17 protein-coding genes are annotated in these 20,465 nt (G+C 74.9%); 7 read left to right on the top strand and 10 right to left on the bottom strand.

The annotated features are described in order from the left end of the window. Positions 1–8 precede the first annotated feature (8 nt). Together G339_RS0127420 and G339_RS0127425 are read right to left on the bottom strand one after the other, a co-directional pair. Positions 9–1,592, bottom strand: coding sequence for an ABC transporter permease (locus G339_RS0127420; RefSeq protein ID WP_019634267.1), 1,584 nt, complete (start codon positions 1,590–1,592; stop codon positions 9–11). After that, positions 1,589–2,530 (bottom strand): ABC transporter ATP-binding protein, encoded by a 942-nt coding sequence (locus G339_RS0127425; protein WP_019634268.1) that lies wholly within the window; start codon positions 2,528–2,530, stop codon positions 1,589–1,591. Before G339_RS0127425 ends, G339_RS0127420 begins: the two co-directional genes overlap by 4 nt. 121 nt (positions 2,531–2,651) lie before the next feature. Between G339_RS0127425 and G339_RS0127430 the strand changes: the two genes are divergently transcribed. Next, the gene (locus G339_RS0127430) at positions 2,652–3,479 is read left to right on the top strand and encodes a TetR/AcrR family transcriptional regulator (protein ID WP_240489916.1); all 828 of its coding nucleotides are present in this window, start codon (positions 2,652–2,654) and stop codon (positions 3,477–3,479) included. A gap of 70 nt (positions 3,480–3,549) precedes the next feature. On the opposite strand, the gene G339_RS0127435 is transcribed toward G339_RS0127430, so the two are convergent. The 6 genes from G339_RS0127435 to G339_RS0127460 form a co-directional block, all read right to left on the bottom strand. After that, positions 3,550–4,689 carry an acyl-CoA dehydrogenase family protein gene (locus G339_RS0127435; protein WP_019634269.1) on the bottom strand — a complete coding sequence of 380 codons (1,140 nt, stop codon included), beginning with the start codon at positions 4,687–4,689 and terminating at the stop codon, positions 3,550–3,552. A 92-nt stretch (positions 4,690–4,781) separates the two neighbouring features. Beyond that, on the bottom strand, positions 4,782–7,082 hold the full coding sequence (locus tag G339_RS0127440; protein ID WP_019634270.1) for an ATP-binding protein: 2,301 nt from the start codon (positions 7,080–7,082) through the stop codon (positions 4,782–4,784). Between the two features lie 73 nt (positions 7,083–7,155). Continuing rightward, positions 7,156–9,450 (bottom strand): FdhF/YdeP family oxidoreductase, encoded by a 2,295-nt coding sequence (locus G339_RS0127445; RefSeq protein WP_019634271.1) that lies wholly within the window; start codon positions 9,448–9,450, stop codon positions 7,156–7,158. Between the two features lie 79 nt (positions 9,451–9,529). Then, a complete protein-coding gene (locus G339_RS40930) occupies positions 9,530–9,655 on the bottom strand; it encodes a hypothetical protein (RefSeq protein WP_276203777.1) in 126 nt (41 codons plus the stop codon). Positions 9,656–9,765: 110 nt separating this feature from the next. Further along, complete coding sequence (locus G339_RS0127455; protein ID WP_019634273.1) at positions 9,766–10,920, bottom strand: S1C family serine protease; 1,155 nt, start codon at positions 10,918–10,920, stop codon at positions 9,766–9,768. Positions 10,921–11,061: 141 nt separating this feature from the next. Then, complete coding sequence (locus tag G339_RS0127460) at positions 11,062–12,045, bottom strand: phosphotriesterase family protein (protein WP_019634274.1); 984 nt, start codon at positions 12,043–12,045, stop codon at positions 11,062–11,064. 93 nt (positions 12,046–12,138) lie between these two features. Here G339_RS0127460 and G339_RS0127465 point away from each other — a divergent pair, with 93 nt between their 5' ends. After that, complete coding sequence (locus G339_RS0127465; protein WP_019634275.1) at positions 12,139–12,729, top strand: TetR/AcrR family transcriptional regulator; 591 nt, start codon at positions 12,139–12,141, stop codon at positions 12,727–12,729. Here the strand turns inward: G339_RS0127465 and G339_RS0127470 are convergent. Next, positions 12,726–13,991 (bottom strand): multidrug effflux MFS transporter, encoded by a 1,266-nt coding sequence (locus tag G339_RS0127470; protein WP_019634276.1) that lies wholly within the window; start codon positions 13,989–13,991, stop codon positions 12,726–12,728. The genes G339_RS0127465 and G339_RS0127470 overlap by 4 nt on opposite strands. Before the next feature lie 70 nt (positions 13,992–14,061). Next, on the bottom strand, positions 14,062–14,664 hold the full coding sequence (locus tag G339_RS0127475; RefSeq protein ID WP_019634277.1) for a malonic semialdehyde reductase: 603 nt from the start codon (positions 14,662–14,664) through the stop codon (positions 14,062–14,064). Positions 14,665–14,870: 206 nt separating this feature from the next. Between G339_RS0127475 and G339_RS0127480 the strand changes: the two genes are divergently transcribed. From G339_RS0127480 to G339_RS0127500, 5 genes are all read left to right on the top strand, one after another. After that, a complete protein-coding gene (locus tag G339_RS0127480) occupies positions 14,871–16,118 on the top strand; it encodes a cytochrome P450 (RefSeq protein WP_019634278.1) in 1,248 nt (415 codons plus the stop codon). Next, a complete protein-coding gene (locus G339_RS0127485; RefSeq protein ID WP_019634279.1) occupies positions 16,115–16,909 on the top strand; it encodes an SAM-dependent methyltransferase in 795 nt (264 codons plus the stop codon). Before G339_RS0127480 ends, G339_RS0127485 begins: the two co-directional genes overlap by 4 nt. Before the next feature lie 78 nt (positions 16,910–16,987). Then, entirely contained in the window at positions 16,988–17,512 is a 525-nt protein-coding gene (locus G339_RS40080) for a PadR family transcriptional regulator (protein ID WP_019634280.1), read from the top strand. Next, on the top strand, positions 17,509–18,189 hold the full coding sequence (locus G339_RS40085) for an ABC transporter ATP-binding protein (RefSeq protein ID WP_019634281.1): 681 nt from the start codon (positions 17,509–17,511) through the stop codon (positions 18,187–18,189). The genes G339_RS40080 and G339_RS40085 overlap by 4 nt, the downstream gene beginning before the upstream one ends. Beyond that, positions 18,186–20,459, top strand: a complete 2,274-nt coding sequence (locus G339_RS0127500; protein ID WP_019634282.1) for an FtsX-like permease family protein — start codon at positions 18,186–18,188, stop codon at positions 20,457–20,459. The genes G339_RS40085 and G339_RS0127500 overlap by 4 nt, the downstream gene beginning before the upstream one ends. Positions 20,460–20,465 lie beyond the last annotated feature (6 nt).

Consider the following 20,465-nt stretch of genomic DNA (forward strand, 5'->3'; position numbering starts at 1 on the left):
AGGACGGGTCACAGGATGTCGCGGCGGCGGAAGCCGGCGAAGGCGACGGTGGTGAACGCCAGGCCGACGAGGGCGACGATCAGCAGGCCGGTCCAGTCGGGGTGGGGGGCCGTGACGGAGGGGACGTGGTGGAGCGGGCTGATGCCGAGAACCCAGTCCCAGAGTCTGAACAGCGGGCCGAGCAGGGTGAGGGCGAACGTCGCGACGACGCCGAGCCAGCCGACCAGCCGGGCGTCCGGTCGCGCGCCGACGGCGGCCAGGGCGAGGGCGACGAGGACCCAGACGGCCGGGATGGTGGCGGCGGCCTGACCGAAGACCTCGCCCGCGGAGATGCCGGGTTCCGTGGCGGTGACGACGACGCCGAGGACGGCACCGGTGATCAGCAGGGCGATGGCCGGTGCGGCGAAGGCGATGACGGCGTTGCTGGCCAGGTACTTGGCGCGGCTGAGTGACGCGGCCAGGAGCGGCTCGACGCGGTAGTCGGTCTCTTCGGCGTAGATACGCATGACGATCTGGACGCCGAACACGGCGGCGATGATCGCGACGATCTGGAGGATCTGGACGAGGAAGGCGAACAGCATGCTGGAGGAACCGGCGGAGGCCCCCGTGGGCAGGAACGCCGAGCCGTCGCCCAGGACGTCGCTGACGGGGCCGGCGAGGAATCCGAAGACGACGCCGAGGGCGGCGAACGCGATGAGCCAGGAGATGACCGATCCGCGGTTGAGGCGGAACGCCAGCCCCCACACGGTGGTCTCCCGGCCGCCGCGTCCCGGCCCCGGCTTCGGGGCGATGAGCCCCATCCCGAAGTCCCGGTTCCGGTTGAGGGCCAGGGCGAGCCCGGCGGTGAGCGCGGCGAACGCCACGGCGGCCAGCAGCGGCCACGGGTTGTTCCCGGAGGCCGGTCTCACTTCCTCCAGCCAGCCGAACGGCGTCAGCCACGCCGTCCAGGGAGCGGCCTGGGCGGCGTCGAGGTAGCCGCGGACGATGAAGGCGACGCCCAGGACGGCGACGGCGAGGGTGTTGGCGGTGCGGGCGTCCGATCCGATGTTCGCCGCGATCCCGGCGACGCCGGTGAACATCAGCCCGGAGCCGGCGAACGTCGCCGACAGGGCCAGGGAGTCCCACGGGCCGCCCCCGCAGGCCAGCGTGACCAGCCACGACACCGCACCGAGCGCGATCGACGCGAACGCCGCCATCGCCATCGCGGTCGCCAGCCGGGTCTGCCGTCCCATCACCCCGGAGGCCAGCAGTTCGGCCTGTCCGGAGTCCTCGTCGGCACGGCTGTTGCGGATCACGATGAAGACGGCCATCAGGGCGGCGAAGAAGGCGCCGAGGGCTCCGGCGCGCCAGGCGTTGAACCCGTCGGCGGTCGACAGGTCCCGCGCGGGCCCGAAGATCAGGGCGAGGGCGGGGTTGGAGCCCAGCGTGGCCGTCAACTGCCTGCGGCTGGCCTCGTCGGGGAACACCCACGCGTAGGCGAGCACCGACGACGCCGACAGGGCGGTGATCAGCACGACCCACGGGGCGATGTTCCTGCGGTCCTGGACCAGCGCGACCTTCAGCAGCGGACGGAGCCCGGCGACGGCGGTCACGACCGGTCGTCCTCGGTGCCGTAGTGGCGCAGGAACAGGTCCTCCAGCGAGGGCGGAGCCACCGTGAGGGCGCTGATCTGGTGACGGCTGAGCTCGGCCATCGCCTCGTTGATCTGGTCGGGCTCGACCGTGCCGGTGAACTTCGTCCCGTCGAGGCGGGCGTCCTTCACGAACCGCAGCTCCGCCGGATCAGCGGGCGGCGTGCGGAGGACGGCCTGGACGCTGGTGCGGGTGCCCCGGCGCAACTCGTCCAGGGTGCCGACGTCGACGATCTTCCCCGACCGGATGATGCTGATCCGGTCCGCGAGCGCTTCGGCCTCGGACAGGATGTGGCTGGACAGCAGGACGCTGCGGCCGCGCGCCTTCTCCTTGGCGATCTCCTCCTGGAACACCGCCTCCATCAGCGGATCCAACCCCGAGGTGGGCTCGTCGAGGATCAGCAGCTCGACGTCCGAGGACAGGGCGGCGACCAGGGCGACCTTCTGCCGGTTGCCCTTGGAGTACTGGCGGCCCCGCTTGGCGGTGTCGAGTTCGAACCGCTCGACCAGGTCGCGGCGCCGCTCCTCGTCCAGGCCGCCGCGCAGGTTGCCCAGCAGGTCGATCGCCTGCCCGCCGGTCAGGCCCGGCCACAGGGTCACGTCGCCCGGCACGTAGGCCAGGCGCCTGTGCAGCGCCACGACGTCCTTCCACGGGTCGCCGCCCAGGAGTTCGACCGTGCCGGCGTTCGCCTTCAGCAGGCCGAGGAGCACTCGGATGGTGGTCGACTTCCCGGCCCCGTTCGGGCCGAGGAACCCGTGTACCTCACCGCGCTCGACCGTCAGGTCCAGGCCGTCCAGCGCGCGGAAGGCCCCGTAGGACTTCACCAGGCCTTCCGCGCGGATCACCGCGTCCCCGCGCCCGCCGGCAGGTGCGCCGTCCGTCGTCGCCGCAGCGCTCATCCTCGAGATCCCTTCCCGGCCGGGCGGCCGTCCCGCCCGCCCACCTAAACTATGACACACTATCCCCTGGCATAGTTGGTCATGTTCCAGCGACGCGTCCGGTGCAGCTAGGAGGTCCGCCGTGACCGACACGAGCCCCGCGGTGGCCGCCGAGATCGTGGCCGCCGCCGTCCGTCTGGCGCGGTCCTCAGGCCGCGACGTCGCCGACGTGCCCGCCCGCGAGATCGCGGCGGAGGCGGGCATCTCCCGCAGCACCCTCATGCGCCGCCTGGGCGGCTCCCGCCGGGCACTGGACGACGCCGTGCGCGCGCTCGGGATCGACCCCGGCGGTCAGCGGCCCGTCCGGGACCGCGCCATCGACGCCGGAGCCCGCCTCATCGGCGAGCAGGGCCTGGCCGCCCTCACCCTGGAGGCGATCGCGAGCCGCGCGGGCTGCTCGGTCCACAGCCTCTACGACGTGTTCGGCGGCCGGGACGAACTCCTTGGCGCCATCTACGAACGGCACAGCCCGCTCCCGGACCTCGAACACATCCTGGACGGCTCCCCGCGCGACCTCGCCGACACCGTCCGCGAGATCTACCGGATGCTCACCGTCGCCCTGACCCGCGAACCGCGCATCATGCCCGCCATGTTCGCCGACGCTCTAGCCCGTCCCGGCAACAGCCCGTTCCCGGGTCTGGCCCGCCAGCTCGTCCCCCGCGTCCTGGCCGTCCTCGGACCGTGGCTCGCCGCCGAGGTCGACGCCGGACGCATCCGCCCCATGCCGACGATCATGCTTTTCCAGCAGCTCGCCGCGCCGATGCTCATGCACTTCCTCACCCGGCCCGCGCTCGAGACCGTCCCCGGCGTCGACCTCCCCGACCCCGACCGGGCCTGCGACGGCTTCGCGGCCGCGTTCCTGCGCGCCGCCGCCCTCCCCCCGCACGACCAGCCCCCCTCCCGCCCCTGACCGAGCCGGAACGTTCGAGCGGCGGATGTCGGCCGTAGGACGCACCCGGACCGCGAAGCCGCGGGTCGGGTCACATGCCGAGTTGCTTGGAGACGATTTCGTTCATGATTTCGTTGGTGCCGCCGCCGATGCCGAGGATTCGGGCGTCGCGGTAGTGGCGTTCGACCTCGGACTCGCGCATGTAGCCCATGCCGCCGTGGAGTTGGACGGCCTCGTGGACGACGTGTTCGCAGGCGTAGACGGCCGTGTTCTTGGCGTAGGCGGTCTCGGTGAGGACGTCCTCGCCCGCGAGGTGGCGTTCCGCGATGGAGCGGGTGTAGACGCGGGCGACGTCCACCATGCGCGCCATCTCGACGATCTTGTGGCGGACGAGCTGGCGGGAGGACAGCGGGCGGCCGAAGGTCTCGCGCTCCTTGACGTAGGCGAGCGTGAGGTCCAGGCAGCGCTGCGCCGTCGCGTACGCCTGGACGGCCAGCGACAGCCGCTCGGTCACGAAGTTCTGCACGATCTGCAGGAACCCGGTGTTCTCCTCGCCGACCAGGTTCTCCACCGGCACCCGGACGTCGGTGAACGACAGCTCCGCCGTGTCCGAGCAGAGCCAGCCCATCTTGTCGAGCGCCCGCGACACCGTGAACCCCGGCGTGTCCTTCTCGATGACGAGCAGGGAGATGCCGCCGTAGCCGGGGCCGCCGGTGCGCACGGCCGTGGTGACGAAGTCGGCCCGCACCCCGGAGGTGATGAACATCTTCGCGCCGTTGACGACGTAGGAGTCGCCGTCGCGCACGGCGGTCGTGCGGATGTTCGCGACGTCCGAGCCGGTGTCGGGCTCGGTGATGCCGAGCGAGCCGATCTTCTCCCCGGCGAGCACCGGCCGGGCGAACCGGTCGATGAGCGCCTTGTCGCCGGACGCGGCGAGGTGGGGGAGCGCGATCCCGTGCGTGAACAGCGACGCCACGACGCCGCCCGACCCGCCGGACTGGATGATCTCCTCGGCGACGATCAGCGCGTCGATCGGGTCGCCGCCCGAGCCGCCCGCGTCCTCCGGGAACCCCGCGCCGAGCAGCCCGGCCGCCGCCGCGCGGCGGTGCAGGTCGCGGGGGAGTTCCCCGGCGCGCTCCCACGCGGCGAGGTCCGGGACGATCTCCCGGGTCGTGAAGTCGCGGACCAGCGCGCGCAGGGCGGTGCGCTCGGGGGTGTTCCAGGGACTCAAGGCGGCCTCCAGCGATAGAACGGGATTCGGAATCTAACAGGAGAATGCCCACCTGGTCATTCCGGTCCCGCCCAGCTCGGACGGCCCGCCGCTCAGTCCGCCGGCGGCGTCCACGCCGCGATCTCCGACCGCGCCGTGAATCCGAGCTTGGTCAGGATGTGCTCGACGTGCGAGTCCACCGTGCGCTTGGCCAGCACGAGCCGGTCCGCGATCTCCCGGTTGGTCAGCCCCTCGCCGATCAGCGCCGCGACCTCCCGCTCCCGCGTCGTCAGCGTCTCGCGCGCCGGGGCCGGGCCCGGCGCGGCGACCGGCTCGCCGCGCGCCAGCGCGATGGCCTCGGCGTTGGTCAGCTCGGTGCCGCGCCGCTTGGCCGCCTGGAACCGCTCGGCGGTGAGCCGCTTGCGCGCCGCCCGCTCCGACAGCGCGCGCCGCTCCATGTAGTGCGGCCCGTACTGGAACTGCGCGCCCAGCTCCCGCCACATCCGCTCGGTCGCGCCGAGCAGCATCACCGCCTCCTCGACCCGGCCCTGCACGACCGCCGCCGGGGTGAGCAGGTCCAGGACGAGGGTGATGCCGAGCTGGTCGCCCAGGTCCTCCTTGATGCGCAGGCAGTGCATCAGGTCGTCCACGGCCTCGTCGCGGCGGTCGGTCCACCAGCGCGCCGCCGCCCGCGCGTAGAGCGCGAACGAGTGGTTCCACAGCTCGCCGCTCTCCTCGCCCGCCTCGACGCTCTCCTCGGCGACGGCGAGCGCGCCCTCCCAGTCGCTCTCCAGCGCCAGCACCGACGACAGGTGCGGCCCGGCGAGCAGCGCCGCCGGGTCGCGGTGGTCGAGCCGCGCGAACTCGGCGCGCGCCTTCTGGATGCGCGTCCGGGCGCCCTCCAGATCGCCCTCGAACAGCGCGACCAGGCCCTGCCCGTGCAGCGTGTGGGCGCGCAGCGCCGGGTCGTCGGCGGCGGTGGCCTGCGCGAACAGCGCGCGGGCCAGCGGGCCCTCGCCGCGCTGGACGGCGACCAGCCCCGCCCCGAACGCCACCCACGCCCGCTCCGGGTGCGCGGGCGGCAGGCCCATCGTGGCGTTCAGGACGCGCTCCTGCCAGCGCAGCGCCTCGGTGAACTGCCCGAGGCACATCCAGTAGTGCTGCAGGACGCCCGCCAGGTGCAGCGCGGTCTCCTCGTCGCCCGGGGCGTTCACCGAGTACTCCAGCGCGACCCGCAGGTTGTCGTTCTCCTCCCGCAGCCGCAGCAGCGCGGGGAGCTGGCCGGGCCCGACCGCCTCGCGGTTCGCGGTCTCGGCCAGCGCGAGGAAGTGGTCGCGGTGGCGGCGCAGCACCTCGGTGCGCTCGCCCAGCTCGTCCAGCCGCTCGGAGCCGTACTCGCGGATCGTGTCGAGCATCCGGTAGCGGCGGCCGTCGCGCTCGCACAGCACGATCGACTTCTCCACGAGCCGGGCCAGGACGTCCAGCAGCGCGTCGGCGGGCAGCTCCCCGCCCGCGCCGACGCGCTCGGCCGCCGCGAGGTCGAAGTCGCCGGGGAACGCCGACAGCCGCGCCCACAGCAGCCGCTCCTGGGGGGTGCAGAGGTCGTGGCTCCAGGCGATGGCGGCGCGCAGCGTGCGGTGCCGCCCCCCGGCGGCGCGCGGGGTGCCGAGCAGCCGGAACCGGTCGTCGATGCGGTCGACGAGCTGGTCCACCGACATGCTGCGCAGCCGCACCGCCGCCAGCTCGATCGCCAGCGGGATGCCGTCCAGGCGGCGGCACAGCCGGGCGACCGTCGCCTGGTTGTCGTGGGTGAGGGTGAAGCCGGGCACCATCGCCTCGGCGCGGTCGGCGAACAGCGACACCGCGTCGTCGCCGGACGCGCCCGCCGTGCCCGACTCCGCCGGGGCGACCGGCAGCGGCGGGATGACGAGGGTGTGCTCGCCCATCACGTCCAGCGGCTCGCGGCTGGTGGCCAGGACGCGCAGCCGGGGCGCGGCCCGCAGCAGCACCTCGGTGAGCATCGCGCACCGGTCCACCAGGTGCTCGCAGGTGTCCAGGACGAGCAGCAGGTGCTTGTCGGACAGGTGGTCGGCGAGCCGGTCGGACGGGTCGCCGCTGGCCTGGCCGGGCAGCCGCAGCGCCTCGGCGACGGTCCGGGCCAGCAGCGCGGGCTCGCGCAGCGCCGACAGCTCCACCAGCCACGCGCCGTCGGGGAAGGAGCGCCGCAGGTCGGCCGCGACCCGGACGGCCAGCCGCGTCTTGCCGACCCCGCCGACGCCGGTCAGCGTGACGAGCCGCGAGCGCGCGAGCATCTGCCGCGCCTCGCCCAGCTCGCGCTGGCGGCCGATGAAACGGGTCATCTCGGCGGGCAGGTTCCCGCCCCGCGACGTCTCCGCCAGCACCGTGACGATCACCTCGGGTGAAGGGCTCCGGGGGTGAGCCGGTCGCGGACCATCGTACTCCCCGTGACGGACCGGCGTCTCCCTGTCACCGAGAGTCCGGGGCGCCCTCCAGCCGCACGACGACGGACTTGGACGTCGGCGTGTTGCTGATGTCGGCGGTGCTGTCCAGCGGGATCAGGACGTTGGTCTCGGGGAAGTACGCGGCCGCGCAGCCGCGCGCGGTCGGGTAGGCGACGGCGCGGAAGGCGGGCGCGCGGCGCTCGGTCCCGTCCGTCCACTCCGACACGAGGTCGACCAGGGAACCGTCCGCGACGCCGAGTTCGTCCAGGTCGGCGGGGTTGACGAACACGACGCGGCGGCCCGCTTTGACGCCCCGGTACCGATCGTCCAGCCCGTAGATCGTGGTGTTGTACTGGTCGTGGCTGCGCAGCGTCTGGAGCAGCAGCCGCCCCTCCGGGACGCGGACGACCTCCAGCGGGTTGACCGTCAGGTTCGCCTTGCCGGTGGCGGTGGGGAACCGTCGCTCGTCGCGCGGCGCGTGCGGCAGCGTGAACCCGCCGGGCTCGCGGACGCGCGCGTTGAAGTCGGCGAAGCCGGGGACGACGCGGGACACGTGGTCGCGTATGACGTCGTAGTCGTCCTCCATCGCCGCCCAGTCGATCCTCCCCGGCCCGGAGCCGAGGACCGCGCGGGCGAGGCCGCAGACGATCGCGACCTCCGACCGCAGGTCCGGCCCGGCGGGCGCGAGGCGGCCGACCGAGGCGTGGACCATGCCCATCGAGTCCTCGACGGTGACGAACCGGTCCCCGGCCGGGCCCCGGTCGCGCTCGGTGCGGCCGAGCGCGGGCAGGATCAGCGCCGTTCCGCCCGTCACCGCGTGCGACCGGTTGAGCTTGGTGGACACCTGGACGGTCAGCGCGCACGAGCGCAGCGCGGCCTCGGTGACGTCCGAGTCGGGCGTCGCGCGGACGAAGTTGCCGCCCATCGCGACGAACACCCGCGCCCGCCCGTCCCGCATCGCGCGGATCGCCTCGACGGTGTCGTGCCCGTGCGCGCGCGGCGGCTCGAACCCGAACTCGGCGGCGAGCGCGTCGAGGAACGCGGCGGCGGGCTTCTCGTAGATGCCCATCGTCCGGTCGCCCTGGACGTTGGAGTGGCCGCGCACCGGGCACACGCCCGCGCCGGGGCGGCCGACGTTGCCGCGCAGCAGCAGGAAGTTGACGACCTCGCGGATCGTCGGGACGGAGTTGCGGTGCTGCGTGAGGCCCATCGCCCAGCACACGACGATGCGGTCGGCGGCCAGGACGTCGGCGAGGGTCGCGTCGATCTCGGCGCGGGTCAGGCCGGTCGCGGCGAGGACGTCCGCCCAGTCCAGGTCGCGGACGTGCCGCTCGAAGCCGGCGAACCCGTGGGTGTGCTCCGCGATGAAGTCGCGGTCGACCGCGCCGGGCTCGTCCGACTCCAGCAGCAGCCGGTTGAGCGCCTGGAACAGTGCGAGGTCGCCGTTGAGCCGGATCTGGAGGAACCGGTCCGCCAGACCGGTGCCCTGCCCGACGACGCCCTTGGGCTTCTGCGGGTTCTTGAACCGCAGGAGTCCGGCTTCGGGCAGCGGGTTCACCGCGACGATCCGCGCCCCGTTCGCCTTGGCCTCCTCCAGCGCCGACAGCATCCGGGGGTGGTTGGTGCCGGGGTTCTGCCCGACGACGAAGATCAGGTCCGCCTGGTGCAGGTCTTCCAGCAGCACCGATCCCTTGCCGACGCCCAGCGTCTCGACGAGCGCCGACCCCGACGACTCGTGGCACATGTTCGAGCAGTCGGGCAGGTTGTTGGTGCCGAACGCGCGGACCAGGAGCTGGTAGGCGAACGCCGCCTCGTTGCTCGTCCGCCCGGACGTGTAGAACACGGCCTCGTCGGGGGAGTCGAGCGCGGTGAGGTGGTCGGCCGCGACGCGGAACGCCTCGTCCCAGGAGATCGGCTCGTAGTGCCGCGACCCGGGCCGCAGGACCATCGGTTCGGTGAGCCGCCCCTGCTGCCCGAGCCAGTGGTCGGAGCGGACGGCGAGGTCGTCCACGTCGTGCTCGGCGAAGAACGCGCGGGTGACGCGGCGGGTCGTGGCCTCCTCGGCGACGGCCTTCGCGCCGTTCTCGCAGAACTCCGCGAGATGCCGCCTGCCGCCCTCGGGCCACGCGCAGCCGGGGCAGTCGAACCCGCGCTTCTGGTTGACGCGCAGCAGCGTCAGGGCGGTGCGGCGCACGCCCATCTGGTCGTACGCCTGCCGCAGGGCGGCGGTGACGCCGGGCAGCCCGGCCGCCCACTCCTTCGGCGCGCCGACCCGCAGGCCGGCGTCGCCGGGGTCGTCCCGGGGGGCTTCCCGACTCATCGCATTCCTCGTTCTCGATCCACGCGTTCCGTGGCAACTCTCGCATATCGGGGCAAACCGGGCTGGAGTGGGTGCGCGGTCAGTCGTCGTCCGGCACGTTCACCGTGATCTTGCCGGTCCCCTTGCACGTCTTGCAGGTCATCCGGGTGTTGAGGTTGAAGCCGTCCTTGCAGTTCGCCGGGCACGGCGCCGTCGTGATCGCCAAGATCGGGGCTCCTTTCGCGGGCGCGGGCCGCCCGCCGCCGGGGGATTGCTCGTCGGCGCACCACAGATAGCGTTCCCCGGCCGCGCGGTCCAGCAACCGCGCGCCGCGCGTCACTGCGGCGGGCCCTCCATCAGGCGGACGTCCCTGGCGTGCCGCCGCCCGTCCTTCGTCGTCCACTCCAGCCGCACCACGTCGCCCGGATGGTGGGTCAGCATGAGCTGGGTGAGGCGCACCGGCGTGTCCACCGGCTCGCCCGCCAGCGCGACGACGACGCAGCCCTCCTTGATGCCCGACCCCGCCGCGGGCGTGTCCGGGACGACGCCGTCCACCAGCGCGCCGAACGCCGTCCCGTTCCCGCGCACCTGCACGCCGAGCAGCGCCGTCGCGCCGATGTGGATCGTGCCGACCGCCTCGCCGCGCTGGATGTGCCGGGCGATCTCCAGCGCCCGCGCCGCCGGGATCGCGTAGCCGCGGTGCTCCGGGCGCGCGGACGCGCTGCCGGTGCCGGGGGACGGCGAGGCTTTGCGCTTCGCGTGGCCGTCGTCGTCGGGGGTGGAGGACGCGGCGGTGTTGATCCCGATCACCTTGCCGTCGGTGTCCAGCAGCGGGCCGCCCGAGTCGCCCGGCTTGATCGCCGCGTCCGTCTCGATCAGGCCGGTCAGCCGCTCCGAGCCGCCGTCCGCCTGGTTCCGCGCGGTGATGGTCTGCTCCAGCGCGGTGACGGTGCCGGTCACGACGGCGGGCGTCCCGCCCTTGCCGCCCGCGTTGCCGACCGCCGTGACCGGGTCGCCCATCCGCACGTCGGACGAGTCGCCGAACCGGGCGGGCTCCAGGTCGGCCGCGCCCGCCATCTTGATGACCGCCAGGTCGTTCTGCGGGTCGTAGCCGAGGACCTTGGCGGTGTAGGCGCGCCGGTTGTCGGTGTCGGTCGCGGTGATCGCCGTCGCGCCCGCGATGACGTGGTTGTTGGTGAGGACGAGCCCCGAGGACGACATCAGGATGCCCGTCCCCGACGAGCGCAGGCTGCTCAGCCCCTGCTCGGCGTCGATGTTCACCACGCCCGGCCGCCGCCCGCTCGGCCGCTCCCCGGCCCGGGTGCTCGTCGGCGCGGGGACCGGCGCGGCCAGCTCGCCGCCGGACGCGTACTGCCGCAGCAGCGGCCGTCCGAGCACCACCGCCGCCGCCCCGATGAGGACGAGCAGGACGAGCAGCGTCACCGCCCCCGACCCCGACCCCTCGCGTCCGGGGACCTCGTTCACCCGCATGTCTCCTTCGCCCGATCCGGCCGACCGCTCCGCCCCACCCCGGCGCACGGCCCGGACCGAACCGGTCCGTAACCAGCATGATCCACGGTCGGGGCGATCTTCGGTATACCCGGAGGAAAACGGGTGGACCGTACGAACGGTTCAGTCTGCCCCGAAGTAGCGTGCCGGGACGACCGTCAGCATCTGGTCGAGCTGCGCCGCCGACACCCCGAGCGCGGTCAGCGCGGGCAGGACGTCCGCGCCGATGTGGCCGTAGTGCCAGTTCGGCGCGAACGGCCGCATCGCCTCCGGATCGGGGCCGAACCAGTCGATGAAGCAGCTCGCGTCGTGGCTCAGCACCATCCGGTCGGCGTAGCCGCGCTCGCACAGCGCCGCGACGGTCCGGACGCGGTCGGCGGTCTGGTTGTAGACGTCCAGGCCGAAGCGGTCCATGCCGAGGATCGCGCCGGTGTCGGCCAGTTCCATGAGGTAGTCGAGGTCGTTGCTGTCGCCCGCGTGGCCGATGACGACCTTGGTGAGGTCGGCCCCTTCCTCGCGCAGGACGCGGACCGCGTCCCGGCCGCGCCGCTCGCCCGCGCTGTCGGTGTGGACGGTGATCGGCGCGCCCGTCTCCCGATGGGCGGCCGCGACCGCCCGCAGGACGCGCTCGACGCCGGGCGTCAGGCCGGGCGCGTCCACGGCGCACTTGAGGAACGCGGCCTTCACGCCCGTCCCGGCGATGCCCTCGGTGAGGTCGCGGGTGAAGTCCGCGACCATCGGGTCGTCGCCGCCGAAGGGGGTGCCGGGGCCGAGGAACCGGTACTGGAACGGCAGGTCGGCGTAGGTGTAGAGGCCGGTCGCGGCGATGATGTTCAGCTCGGGGACCTGCTCGGCGATCCGCCGGACACGCGGGATGTAGCGGCCGAGGCCCCACACGGTCGGGTCCGCGATGGTGGTGACGCCGCTCGCGGCGAGGGCGCGGAGGCGCTCGACGGCGTCGGCGACGCGCTCGTCCTCGTCCCACCACGCCCCGGCGCCGTAGTTCTGCACGTGCTCGGTGCTCAGCACGAACACGTGCTCGTGCATGTAGACGCGGCCGAGCCGGTCCACGTCCACGGGCCCGCGCACCGTCTCCACGGCGGCCATGACGCCTCCCCTCGCAGCCGTCATACCGACTGGTCGGTATCTGGCAGGCTGGAACCGCGCCGCGCGGACCGCGCGGCGGTGAGGAGGACGACTGTGGCGCGGGGGACGAGTCAGGTCAAGCGCCGGATCGTGGACGCGGCGGTCCGGCTGTTCGCCGAGCGCGGCTTCGACGGCGCGTCGGTGCAGCAGGTCGTCGAGGCGGCCGACGTCACCAAGGGCGCGCTGTACCACTACTTCGACTCCAAGGACGCGCTGCTCTACGAGATCTACCACGCGCTGATCACCCGCCAGCTCGCGGACCTCGACCGCGAGATCGCGGCGGGGCGGCCGCCGCGCGAGACCGTCCGCGCGGTGCTGACCGGGCTGATCCTCAGCACGGCCGCCCACATCGACGAGGCGAAGGTGTTCACCCGCGAGCGGCACCGGCTGGGCGACGCGCGGATGCACGCCGTCCGCGCGGACCGCCGCCGCTACCACGTGGCGTTCCGGGAGCTGGTCGAGTCGGGGCAGCGGTCGGGGGAGTTCTCGGCGCGGACGCCCGCCGAGACCGTCACGATCGTCGCGCTCGGCATGGTGAACCAGATGACGGCCTGGTACCGCGCGGACGGCCCGAAGAGCGCCGCCGAGCTGGCCGCCGAGGTGACGGGGTTCGTCCTGGACGCGCTGGAGCCGCGCCCGGCCTAACCGCGCGCGCCTGGCCGCGCGGCCCGGGACGCGCCGAGCGCGGACAGCGCGGCCGCCGCCGCGAGCGCCGCGATCGTCGCGGCCATCGGGACGGCCGTGCCCTCCCCGCCGATCCCGGCGAGCGGCGCGGCGGCCCCGCCGAACGCGAACTGCGCGAGCCCGAGCAGCGCCGACGCGCTGCCCGCGCTCCCCGCGGGCCGGTCCGCCAGCGCGAGCGCGGTCGCGTTCGGGAGGACGAGCCCCTGCCCGGCGGCGACGAGGAACAGCGCGGGCAGCACCCCGGCCGTCCCCGCCCCGGCCAGGACGACGGTGAGCAGCCCCGCGCCGCCCGCCGCGACGAGCGCCAGCCCCGCGCCGAGCAGTCGCCCGAGCGCGACGCGGCCGACGAGCCGCCCGCCGACCTGCCCGGCCGCGACGATCCCGACCGAGTTCACGCCGAACGCGACGCTGAACTGCTGCGGCGACAGCCCGTAGATGTCCTGGAGCACGAACGGGCTGCCGGAGATGTAGGTGAACAGCGCCGCGAACGCGAACCCGAGCGTCAGCGCGTACCCGACGAAGGCGCGGTCGGCGAGCAGGCCCCGGAACGTCCGCAAGGTCGCGGCGACGCCGCCGGTCGCGCGCCGCTCGGGCGGCAGCGTCTCGGGCAGCCCGGCCAGCGACGCGACCAGCAGCGCCAGCCCGATCCCGGCGAGGACCGCGAACACGCCCGGCCACGGCATGACGCGCAGCAACTGGCCGCCGACGACGGGCGCGAGGATGGGCGCGAGGCCGTTGACGAGCATCAGCGTCGCGAAGAACTTCGCGGCGGCCGTCCCGTCGTACAGGTCGCGGACGACGGCGCGGGCGATGACGATCCCGGCCGCGCCCGCCGCGCCCTGTGCGAACCGGGCGGCGGTGAGCGTCCCGACGGTCGGCGCGACCGCGCACAGCAGCGACGCGGCCGCGTAGGCGGCGAGCCCGGCGACGAGCGGGCGGCGGCGGCCCAGCCGGTCGCTGAGCGGCCCGGCGACGACCTGCCCGAGTGCGAGGCCGACGACGCAGGCCGTCAGCGTGAGCTGCGCCCGCGCCGCGACCGTCCCGAGGTCGTCGGTGAGCTCCGGCAGCGCCGGGAGGTACATGTCGATCGACAGCGGCGCGGTCGCGGTGAGCGCGCCGAGGACCACGACGAGCGCGATCCGGCGCGTGCCCGTGGCGGCGACCGGTGCGGGGGCGGGACGTTCGGCGGCGGACGGGTCGGCGGAGGGTTCGGCCTTCGGCATGGGGCGCTCCGTCACGGCGGCGCGCGCCGGGCGCGGCGGCGCCCGGCGTCGGGGTGGGGGGAGGGGAAGGTCAGACGGTGCGGACGACCTGGTCGTACTCCAGGCGCGGCAGCCGCTGGAACCAGGCGTCCGGGCCGGGCCTGCCGACGTTGACGACCGCCACGACCTCCTCGGCGCCGGTCAGGAACTCCCGCTTGACGCCCTCGGCGTCGTAGCCCGCCATCGGCCCGGCGGCGAGTCCCGCCGCGCGGATGCCGAGGATCAGGTACCCGAGCTGGATCGAGGCGTTGAAGTGCGCCATCCGCGGCCGCCCCGGGTTCCCCGCCATCGACTCGCGCGCGCCCTCGGCGTGCGGGAACGTGACGGGCAGGTGCTCGTGGAAGTCGGCGTCGGCGGTGACGACGAGCGTCAGCGGTGCGGTGAGCGTCTTGGCCTTGTTGTTGCCGTTCATGTGCTCGACGAGCCGTTCGCGGGCCTCGCGCGACCGCACCGCGATGATCCGCAGCGGCTGGGAGTTCATCGCCGACGGGCCCCACTTCACCAGGTCGTAGATCGCGTGGAGCTGCTCGTCGGTGACGGGCTCGTCGGTGAACGCGTTGGCGGTGCGGGCCTCGCGGAACAGCAGGTCCTGCGCGGCGGCGTCGAGCGTCAGCAGATCGGTCGCGGTGGGCATCGTGGGTTCGGACCTCTCGTCGGGGCACGGGCGGGAACGCTTCCGGTTCCGGATGGTGTAACCGGGTGACCATCCGTTATCTGCCGCGTCAGGAAGTGATCTGCGCCACTGTGTGCGGCGCGTGGGAACGATCCCGGCGAACGCCCCTTTCGGGTCGAAGATCCGTTGTAGGGTCGCACCGACCACGACGCCGGAGGGATGCCGCGATGGCCCGCGACACCGCGCACGACCCGGCCGGGCGGCTCGCCTGGGCCTGGCCGGAGCTGCCGCCCGGACCGCTCGGTCCGCCGTCCCCGGCGTTCGCCGACCGGCACGCCGCCGCGCCGCTGGCGGCCGTCACGCTGCCGAGCGGCGACCGGGTCCGCGCCGTCGTCCGGCACGAGGACATCCGCGCGCTGCTCGCGCACCCGGCGGCGAGCCGGAACCTGCGCTACGCGGGCGCGCCGCGCCTGGTCAAGGGCCTCGGCCTCGACGACGACCCCGACTCGCTGCTCAACATGGACGCGCCCGAGCACACCCGGCTGCGCCGCATCCTGTCCGGCACGTTCACGCCCCGGCAGATCGAGGGCTGGCGGCCGCGCGCCGCCGAGATCGCCGCGGAGCTGGCGGCCGGGCTGCGCGGCGGGGACGTCCGCGACTTCGCCGAGGCGTTCGCGTTCCCGCTGCCGAGCCTGATCATCTGCGAGCTGATGGGCGTCCCGGTCACCGACCAGGACCGGTTCCGGCACTGGACCGAGCAGTTCCTGTCCACCGCCGACGCCTCCGCCGACGACCGGGTCGCGGCCGCGCTGGACTTCGCCGCGTACGCGGCCGGGCTCGTCGCCGAGCACCGCGCGCGGCCCGGCGCGGACCTGATCGACGTGCTCGTCCAGGCCCGCGACGGCGACGACCGGCTCAGCGAGGACGAGCTGGTCCGGCTGGTGTTCGGCCTGATCCTCGCCGGGCACGAGACGACCGCGTCGCAGCTCGTGCGCGGACTGTTCCGGCTGCTCGCCGAGCCGGGCCGGTGGGCGGCGCTGGCCGCCGACCCCGCGCTCGTGCCCGCCGCCGTCGAGGAGGTCCTGCGGCACGAGGGGCCGGGCGGCTACGGCGTGCTGCGCCGGATGACCGAGCGCGTGGAGATCAGCTCCGGCGTCGTCGAGGCGGGCGAGGCCGTGTTCCTCATGCTGCCCGCCGGGAACCTCGACCCGGCCGTCTTCCCCGACCCGGACGCGTTCGAGGTGACGCGCTTCGCCGGGGACGGGCCGCACGCCCCGCACCTGGCGTTCGGGCACGGCCCGCACTACTGCCTCGGCGCGAACCTCGCGCGGATGGAGCTGCAGGAGGCGTTCGGCGCGCTCGCGCGGGCCGTCCCCGACCTGGAGCTGGCCGTCCCGGCGGAGTCCGTGCCGTGGGTCGGCGCGGCGGTCATCCACCGGCCCGTGGAGCTGCCGGTGCGGACGGGGGAGCGGTGACCAGTCCCGGCACCTGGGGGTTCGACGTCACCGTCCCGAACGTCGCCCGGATCTACGACTACCTGCTCGGCGGCAAGGACAACTTCGAGGCGGACCGGCGCGCCGCGGAGCGGCTGCTGGCCGCCGCGCCGGAGACGATCGTGACCGTCCGGGAGAACCGCGAGTTCCTGCGCCGCGCGGTGCGGGAGCTGGCCCGCGCGGGCGTCCGGCAGTTCGTGGACGTGGGCGCGGGGCTGCCGACGGCGTCGAACGTCCACGAGGTCGCGCGCGAGGTCGTCCCGGACGCGCGCGTCGTCTACGTCGACAACGACCCCGTCGTGGTGACGCACGGCCGGGCGCTGCTGGCCGGGCGGCCCGGCGTCACGGTCGTCGAGGGCGACGTGCGCGACCCGGCCGCGCTGCTGGCCGACCCGGGGCTGCGCGCGGTCGTGGACTTCGCCGAGCCGGTGGCGGTGCTGCTGCTGGCCGTCCTGCACTTCGTCCCGGACGAGAGCGACCCCGAGGGCGTCGTCGCGGCGCTGCGCGCGCCGCTGTGCCCGGGGAGCGCGCTGGTGCTCAGCCACGTCACGAACGAGGGCAGCCGCCCGGAGGCGGTGTCGGCGACCAACAGCGTCTACGACAACGCCAGCGCGCGGATCACGCTGCGCAGCCGGGAGCGCGTCGCCGGACTGTTCGCCGGGCTGACGCTCGAGGAGCCGGGGCTGGTGTACGCGCCGGAGTGGCGGCCGGAGCGGCGCAGCCCGCTGGACCCGGCGTCGTCGTTCCTGCTGGTCGGCGTCGGCCGCTGCTGACCTCTTCTCCGGAGCGTGTCGACATGATCGCTGATCATGTATACACACCATGTATACATCGAAGGTATAGTCGCGGTCATGTCGATCGGACACACCCTCCTCGGCCTGCTCGAAACCGGGCCGCGCCACGGCTACGACCTCAAGCAGAGCTACGACGCCCGGTTCGGGCAGGACCGCCCCCTGCACTACGGGCAGGTCTACTCGACGCTGTCCCGGCTGCTGAAGAACGGCCTCGTCGAGGTCGACGGCGTCGAGCACGGCGGCGGCCCCGACCGCAAGCGCTACGCCGTCACCGCGGCGGGCGTCACCGACGTCGAGGACTGGCTCGCCCGGCCCGAGAAGCCCGAGCCGTACCTGCAGAACACCCTCTACACCAAGGTCGTCCTCGCGCTGCTGACCGGCCGGGGCGCGGCGGAGCTGCTGGACGCGCAGCGCGCCGAGCACCTGCGGCTCATGCGCGAGCTGACCCGCCGCAAGTCCGGCGGCGGCCTCGCCGACCAGCTCATCTGCGACCACGCGCTGTTCCACCTGGAGGCCGACCTGCGCTGGCTCGAACTGACCGCCGCGCGGCTCGACCGGCTCGCGGCGGAGGTCCGGTCGTGACCGCGCTGCTCGCCGGGACGGGCCTGGCCAAGGTGTTCGGCCCGACGCCCGCGCTGGTGGACGCGAGCCTGCGCGTGGACGCGGGGGAGATCGTCGCGATCATGGGGCCGTCCGGCTCCGGCAAGTCGACCCTGCTGCACTGCCTCGCGGGGATCGTGCGGCCCGACGCGGGACGCGTCGAGTACGACGGCCGCGAGCTGTCCGCGCTGCCCGACGCCGCGCGCAGCGCCCTGCGGCGCGGCGAGTTCGGGTTCGTGTTCCAGTTCGGGCAGCTCGTCCCCGAGCTGAGCTGCGCCGAGAACGTCGCGCTGCCGCTGCGGCTCGGCGGCGCCGGCCGCCGGGACGCGGCCCGCCGCGCCGCCGACTGGCTGGACCGGCTGGAGGTCGGCGGCGCCGCCCGGCAGCGGCCCGGCGAGGTCTCCGGCGGGCAGGCGCAGCGCGTCGCCGTCGCCCGCGCCCTGGTCACCGGGCCGCGCGTGGTGTTCGCCGACGAGCCGACGGGCGCGCTGGACTCCCTCAACGGCGAGCGGGTCATGGACCTGTTCACCGCCGCCGCGCGCGACGGCGGCGCGGCCGTCGTCCTGGTCACCCACGAGGCGCGCGTCGCCGCGTACGCCGACCGCGAGGTCGTCGTCCGGGACGGGGCCACGCCGGACCGGGCCGGGGTCGCCCCGTGAAGGCGAAGCGGTGGGCCGCCGACCTGCTGCTCGGCGCGCGGATCGCCGCGACCGGCGGGCGGCGCGGCTGGACGCGCCCGGCGCTGACCGCGCTCGGCGTCGGGCTCGGCATCGCGCTGCTGCTGCTCGCCGCGTCCGTCCCGAACCTGCTCGCCGCCCGTGACGAGCGGACGGCCGCGCGGTCGTTCGGGGCGGCGTCGGCCGAGCCGGGCGCGCCCGCGCTGCTCGTCCTGCGCGCCGACACCCAGTTCCGCGGCCGGGAGATCAGCGGTGCGGTCGTGCAGCCGGAGCGGCCGGGCGCGCCCGTCCCGCCGGGGCTCGCGCGGCTGCCCGGGCCGGGCGAGCTGGTCGCGTCGCCCGCGCTGCGCCGCCTGCTGGACTCGCCGGACGGGGCGCTGCTGCGGCCGCGCCTGGACGGTCCCGTCGTCGCGACGATCGCGGATCGCGGGCTGGCCGGGCCGGACGAACTGTTCTACTACCTCGGCAGCGACCGGCTCGCCGGTCACCTCGGGGACAAGCCGGTCGCGCGCGTGACGGCGTTCGGGGGCAGCATGGTCGGCGATCCGCTGGATCCCCGGCTGCTCATGCTCGTCGTCGTGATGGTCGTCGTGCTGCTCGTGCCGATCGCCGTGTTCGTCGCCGCCGCCGTCCGGTTCGGCGCGGACCGCGGCGACCGGCGGCTCGCCGCGCTGCGGCTCGTCGGCGCGGACCGCGCGACGACGCTGCGGATCGCCGCCGGGGAGGCGCTGCTCGGCGCGTGCGTCGGCGTGCTGGCCGGGGCGGCGCTGTTCGCCGCCGGGCGGCCGCTGGTCGAGCACGTCACGCTGCGCGGGGTCTCGCTGTTCGCCGCCGACGTGCGGCCCGACCCGGCGCTGGCCGCGCTGGTCGCGGTCGGGGTTCCGGCCGCCGCCGTGCTGGCCGCGCTCGCCGCGCTGCGCCGGATCGTCGTCGAACCGCTCGGCGTGCGCCGCCGCGCCGGGTCCGCGCGGCCCCGGCGGCTGGGATGGCGGCTGCCCGCGCCCGTCGCCGGGGTCCTGCTGATCGTTCCGGACGCGGTGGGCGGCGGCACGCCGGACGGGCCGCTGCACCAGCTCCGCGTCGGCGCGGGCGTGACGCTGCTGCTCGTCGGCACCGCGATGCTGCTGCCGTGGGTCGTGGAGGCCGCCGTGCGGCGGCTCGGCGGCGGACCGGTGTCCTGGACGCTCGCCGTGCGGCGGCTCCAGACCGACGACGGCGGCGCGGCGCGCGCGGTCGGCGGCGTCACCGTCGCCGTCGCGGGCGCCATCGCCCTGCAGACGCTCGTCGGCGGGCTCGCGGCCGACTTCACCGGCGCGACCGGCCAGGACCCCGCCCGCGCCCGCGCGTTCGTCCAGCTCGACGCGCCCGCCGAGACGGCCGCCGCGCGGTTCGCGGCGATCCCCGGCGTCCGGCCGGTCGCGCCCGTCACCGTGACGAGCGCGACCGGGCGCGGCCCGGCCGGCGACCCGCCCGTCTACGACGTCGCGGTGGGGAACTGCGCGGCGCTGCGCGAACTGGCGCGCGTCGACCGGTGCTCGGACGGCCAGGTGTTCCTGCTCCCCGGCGGCCTTCCCCTCCCCGAGCCGGGCGCGCGTGTCAAGCTGACGGGCGAGCGGCGGACGTGGACCGTGCCCGCCACGGCCCGCACCGCGACGCCGCGCCCCGACCCGATCGGCCGCGAGCGGTCCGGCGTCTTCGCCACGCGCGGCGCGCTGCCGACCGCCACCGGCGGCGCGCAGCTCTTCGTCCGCACCGCCCCCGGCGACGCGGACGCGATCGAGCGCGTGCGCAACGCGGCCGCGTCGCTCGACCCGCTCGCGTCGGTGGACGTGCTCGCCGAGCACGAGCGCGCCCGCGAGTTCGCGACGATCGAGCGGGCGCTGTTCATCGGCTCGGCCGTGACGCTGCTGCTCATCGGCGTCAGCCTGCTCGTCGGCGCGGTCGAGCGGCTCGCCGAGCAGCGCCGCGCGCTCGCGGTGCTGCTGGCGTTCGGGACGCCGCGCGGCGCGCTGGCCCGGTCGGTGCTGTGGCAGACGGCGGTGCCGGTGCTGCTCGGGCTCGTCCTGGCCGTCGCGGTCGGGACCGGGCTCGGGGCGGTGCTGCTCGCGGCCGTCGCCGAACCGGTGCGGTTCTCGGCGCGGGCGGTCGCCGGGCCGTGCGCGGTCGCGGCCGCGACGGTCCTGCTGGTCACGGCGGCGACGCTGCCGCCGCTGCGGCGGCTCGCGCGGCCCGAGGGCCTGCGCACCGAGTAGGGCGCG

The sequence above is a fragment of the Actinomadura atramentaria DSM 43919 genome, from assembly GCF_000381885.1.
Taxonomy (GTDB): domain Bacteria; phylum Actinomycetota; class Actinomycetes; order Streptosporangiales; family Streptosporangiaceae; genus Spirillospora; species Spirillospora atramentaria.

Excerpts from the sequence above, each read along its gene's own strand:
- G339_RS0127425 (WP_019634268.1), bottom strand. The coding sequence starts at position 2,530 with ATGAGCGCTGCGGCGACGACGGACGGCGCACCTGCCGGCGGGCGCGGG.
- G339_RS0127445 (WP_019634271.1), bottom strand. The coding sequence starts at position 9,450 with ATGAGTCGGGAAGCCCCCCGGGACGACCCCGGCGACGCCGGCCTGCGG.
- G339_RS0127455 (WP_019634273.1), bottom strand. The coding sequence starts at position 10,920 with ATGCGGGTGAACGAGGTCCCCGGACGCGAGGGGTCGGGGTCGGGGGCG.
- G339_RS0127460 (WP_019634274.1), bottom strand. The coding sequence starts at position 12,045 with ATGGCCGCCGTGGAGACGGTGCGCGGGCCCGTGGACGTGGACCGGCTC.
- G339_RS0127470 (WP_019634276.1), bottom strand. The coding sequence starts at position 13,991 with ATGCCGAAGGCCGAACCCTCCGCCGACCCGTCCGCCGCCGAACGTCCC.
- G339_RS0127475 (WP_019634277.1), bottom strand. The coding sequence starts at position 14,664 with ATGCCCACCGCGACCGATCTGCTGACGCTCGACGCCGCCGCGCAGGAC.
- G339_RS0127480 (WP_019634278.1), top strand. The coding sequence starts at position 14,871 with ATGGCCCGCGACACCGCGCACGACCCGGCCGGGCGGCTCGCCTGGGCC.
- G339_RS40080 (WP_019634280.1), top strand. The coding sequence starts at position 16,988 with ATGTCGATCGGACACACCCTCCTCGGCCTGCTCGAAACCGGGCCGCGC.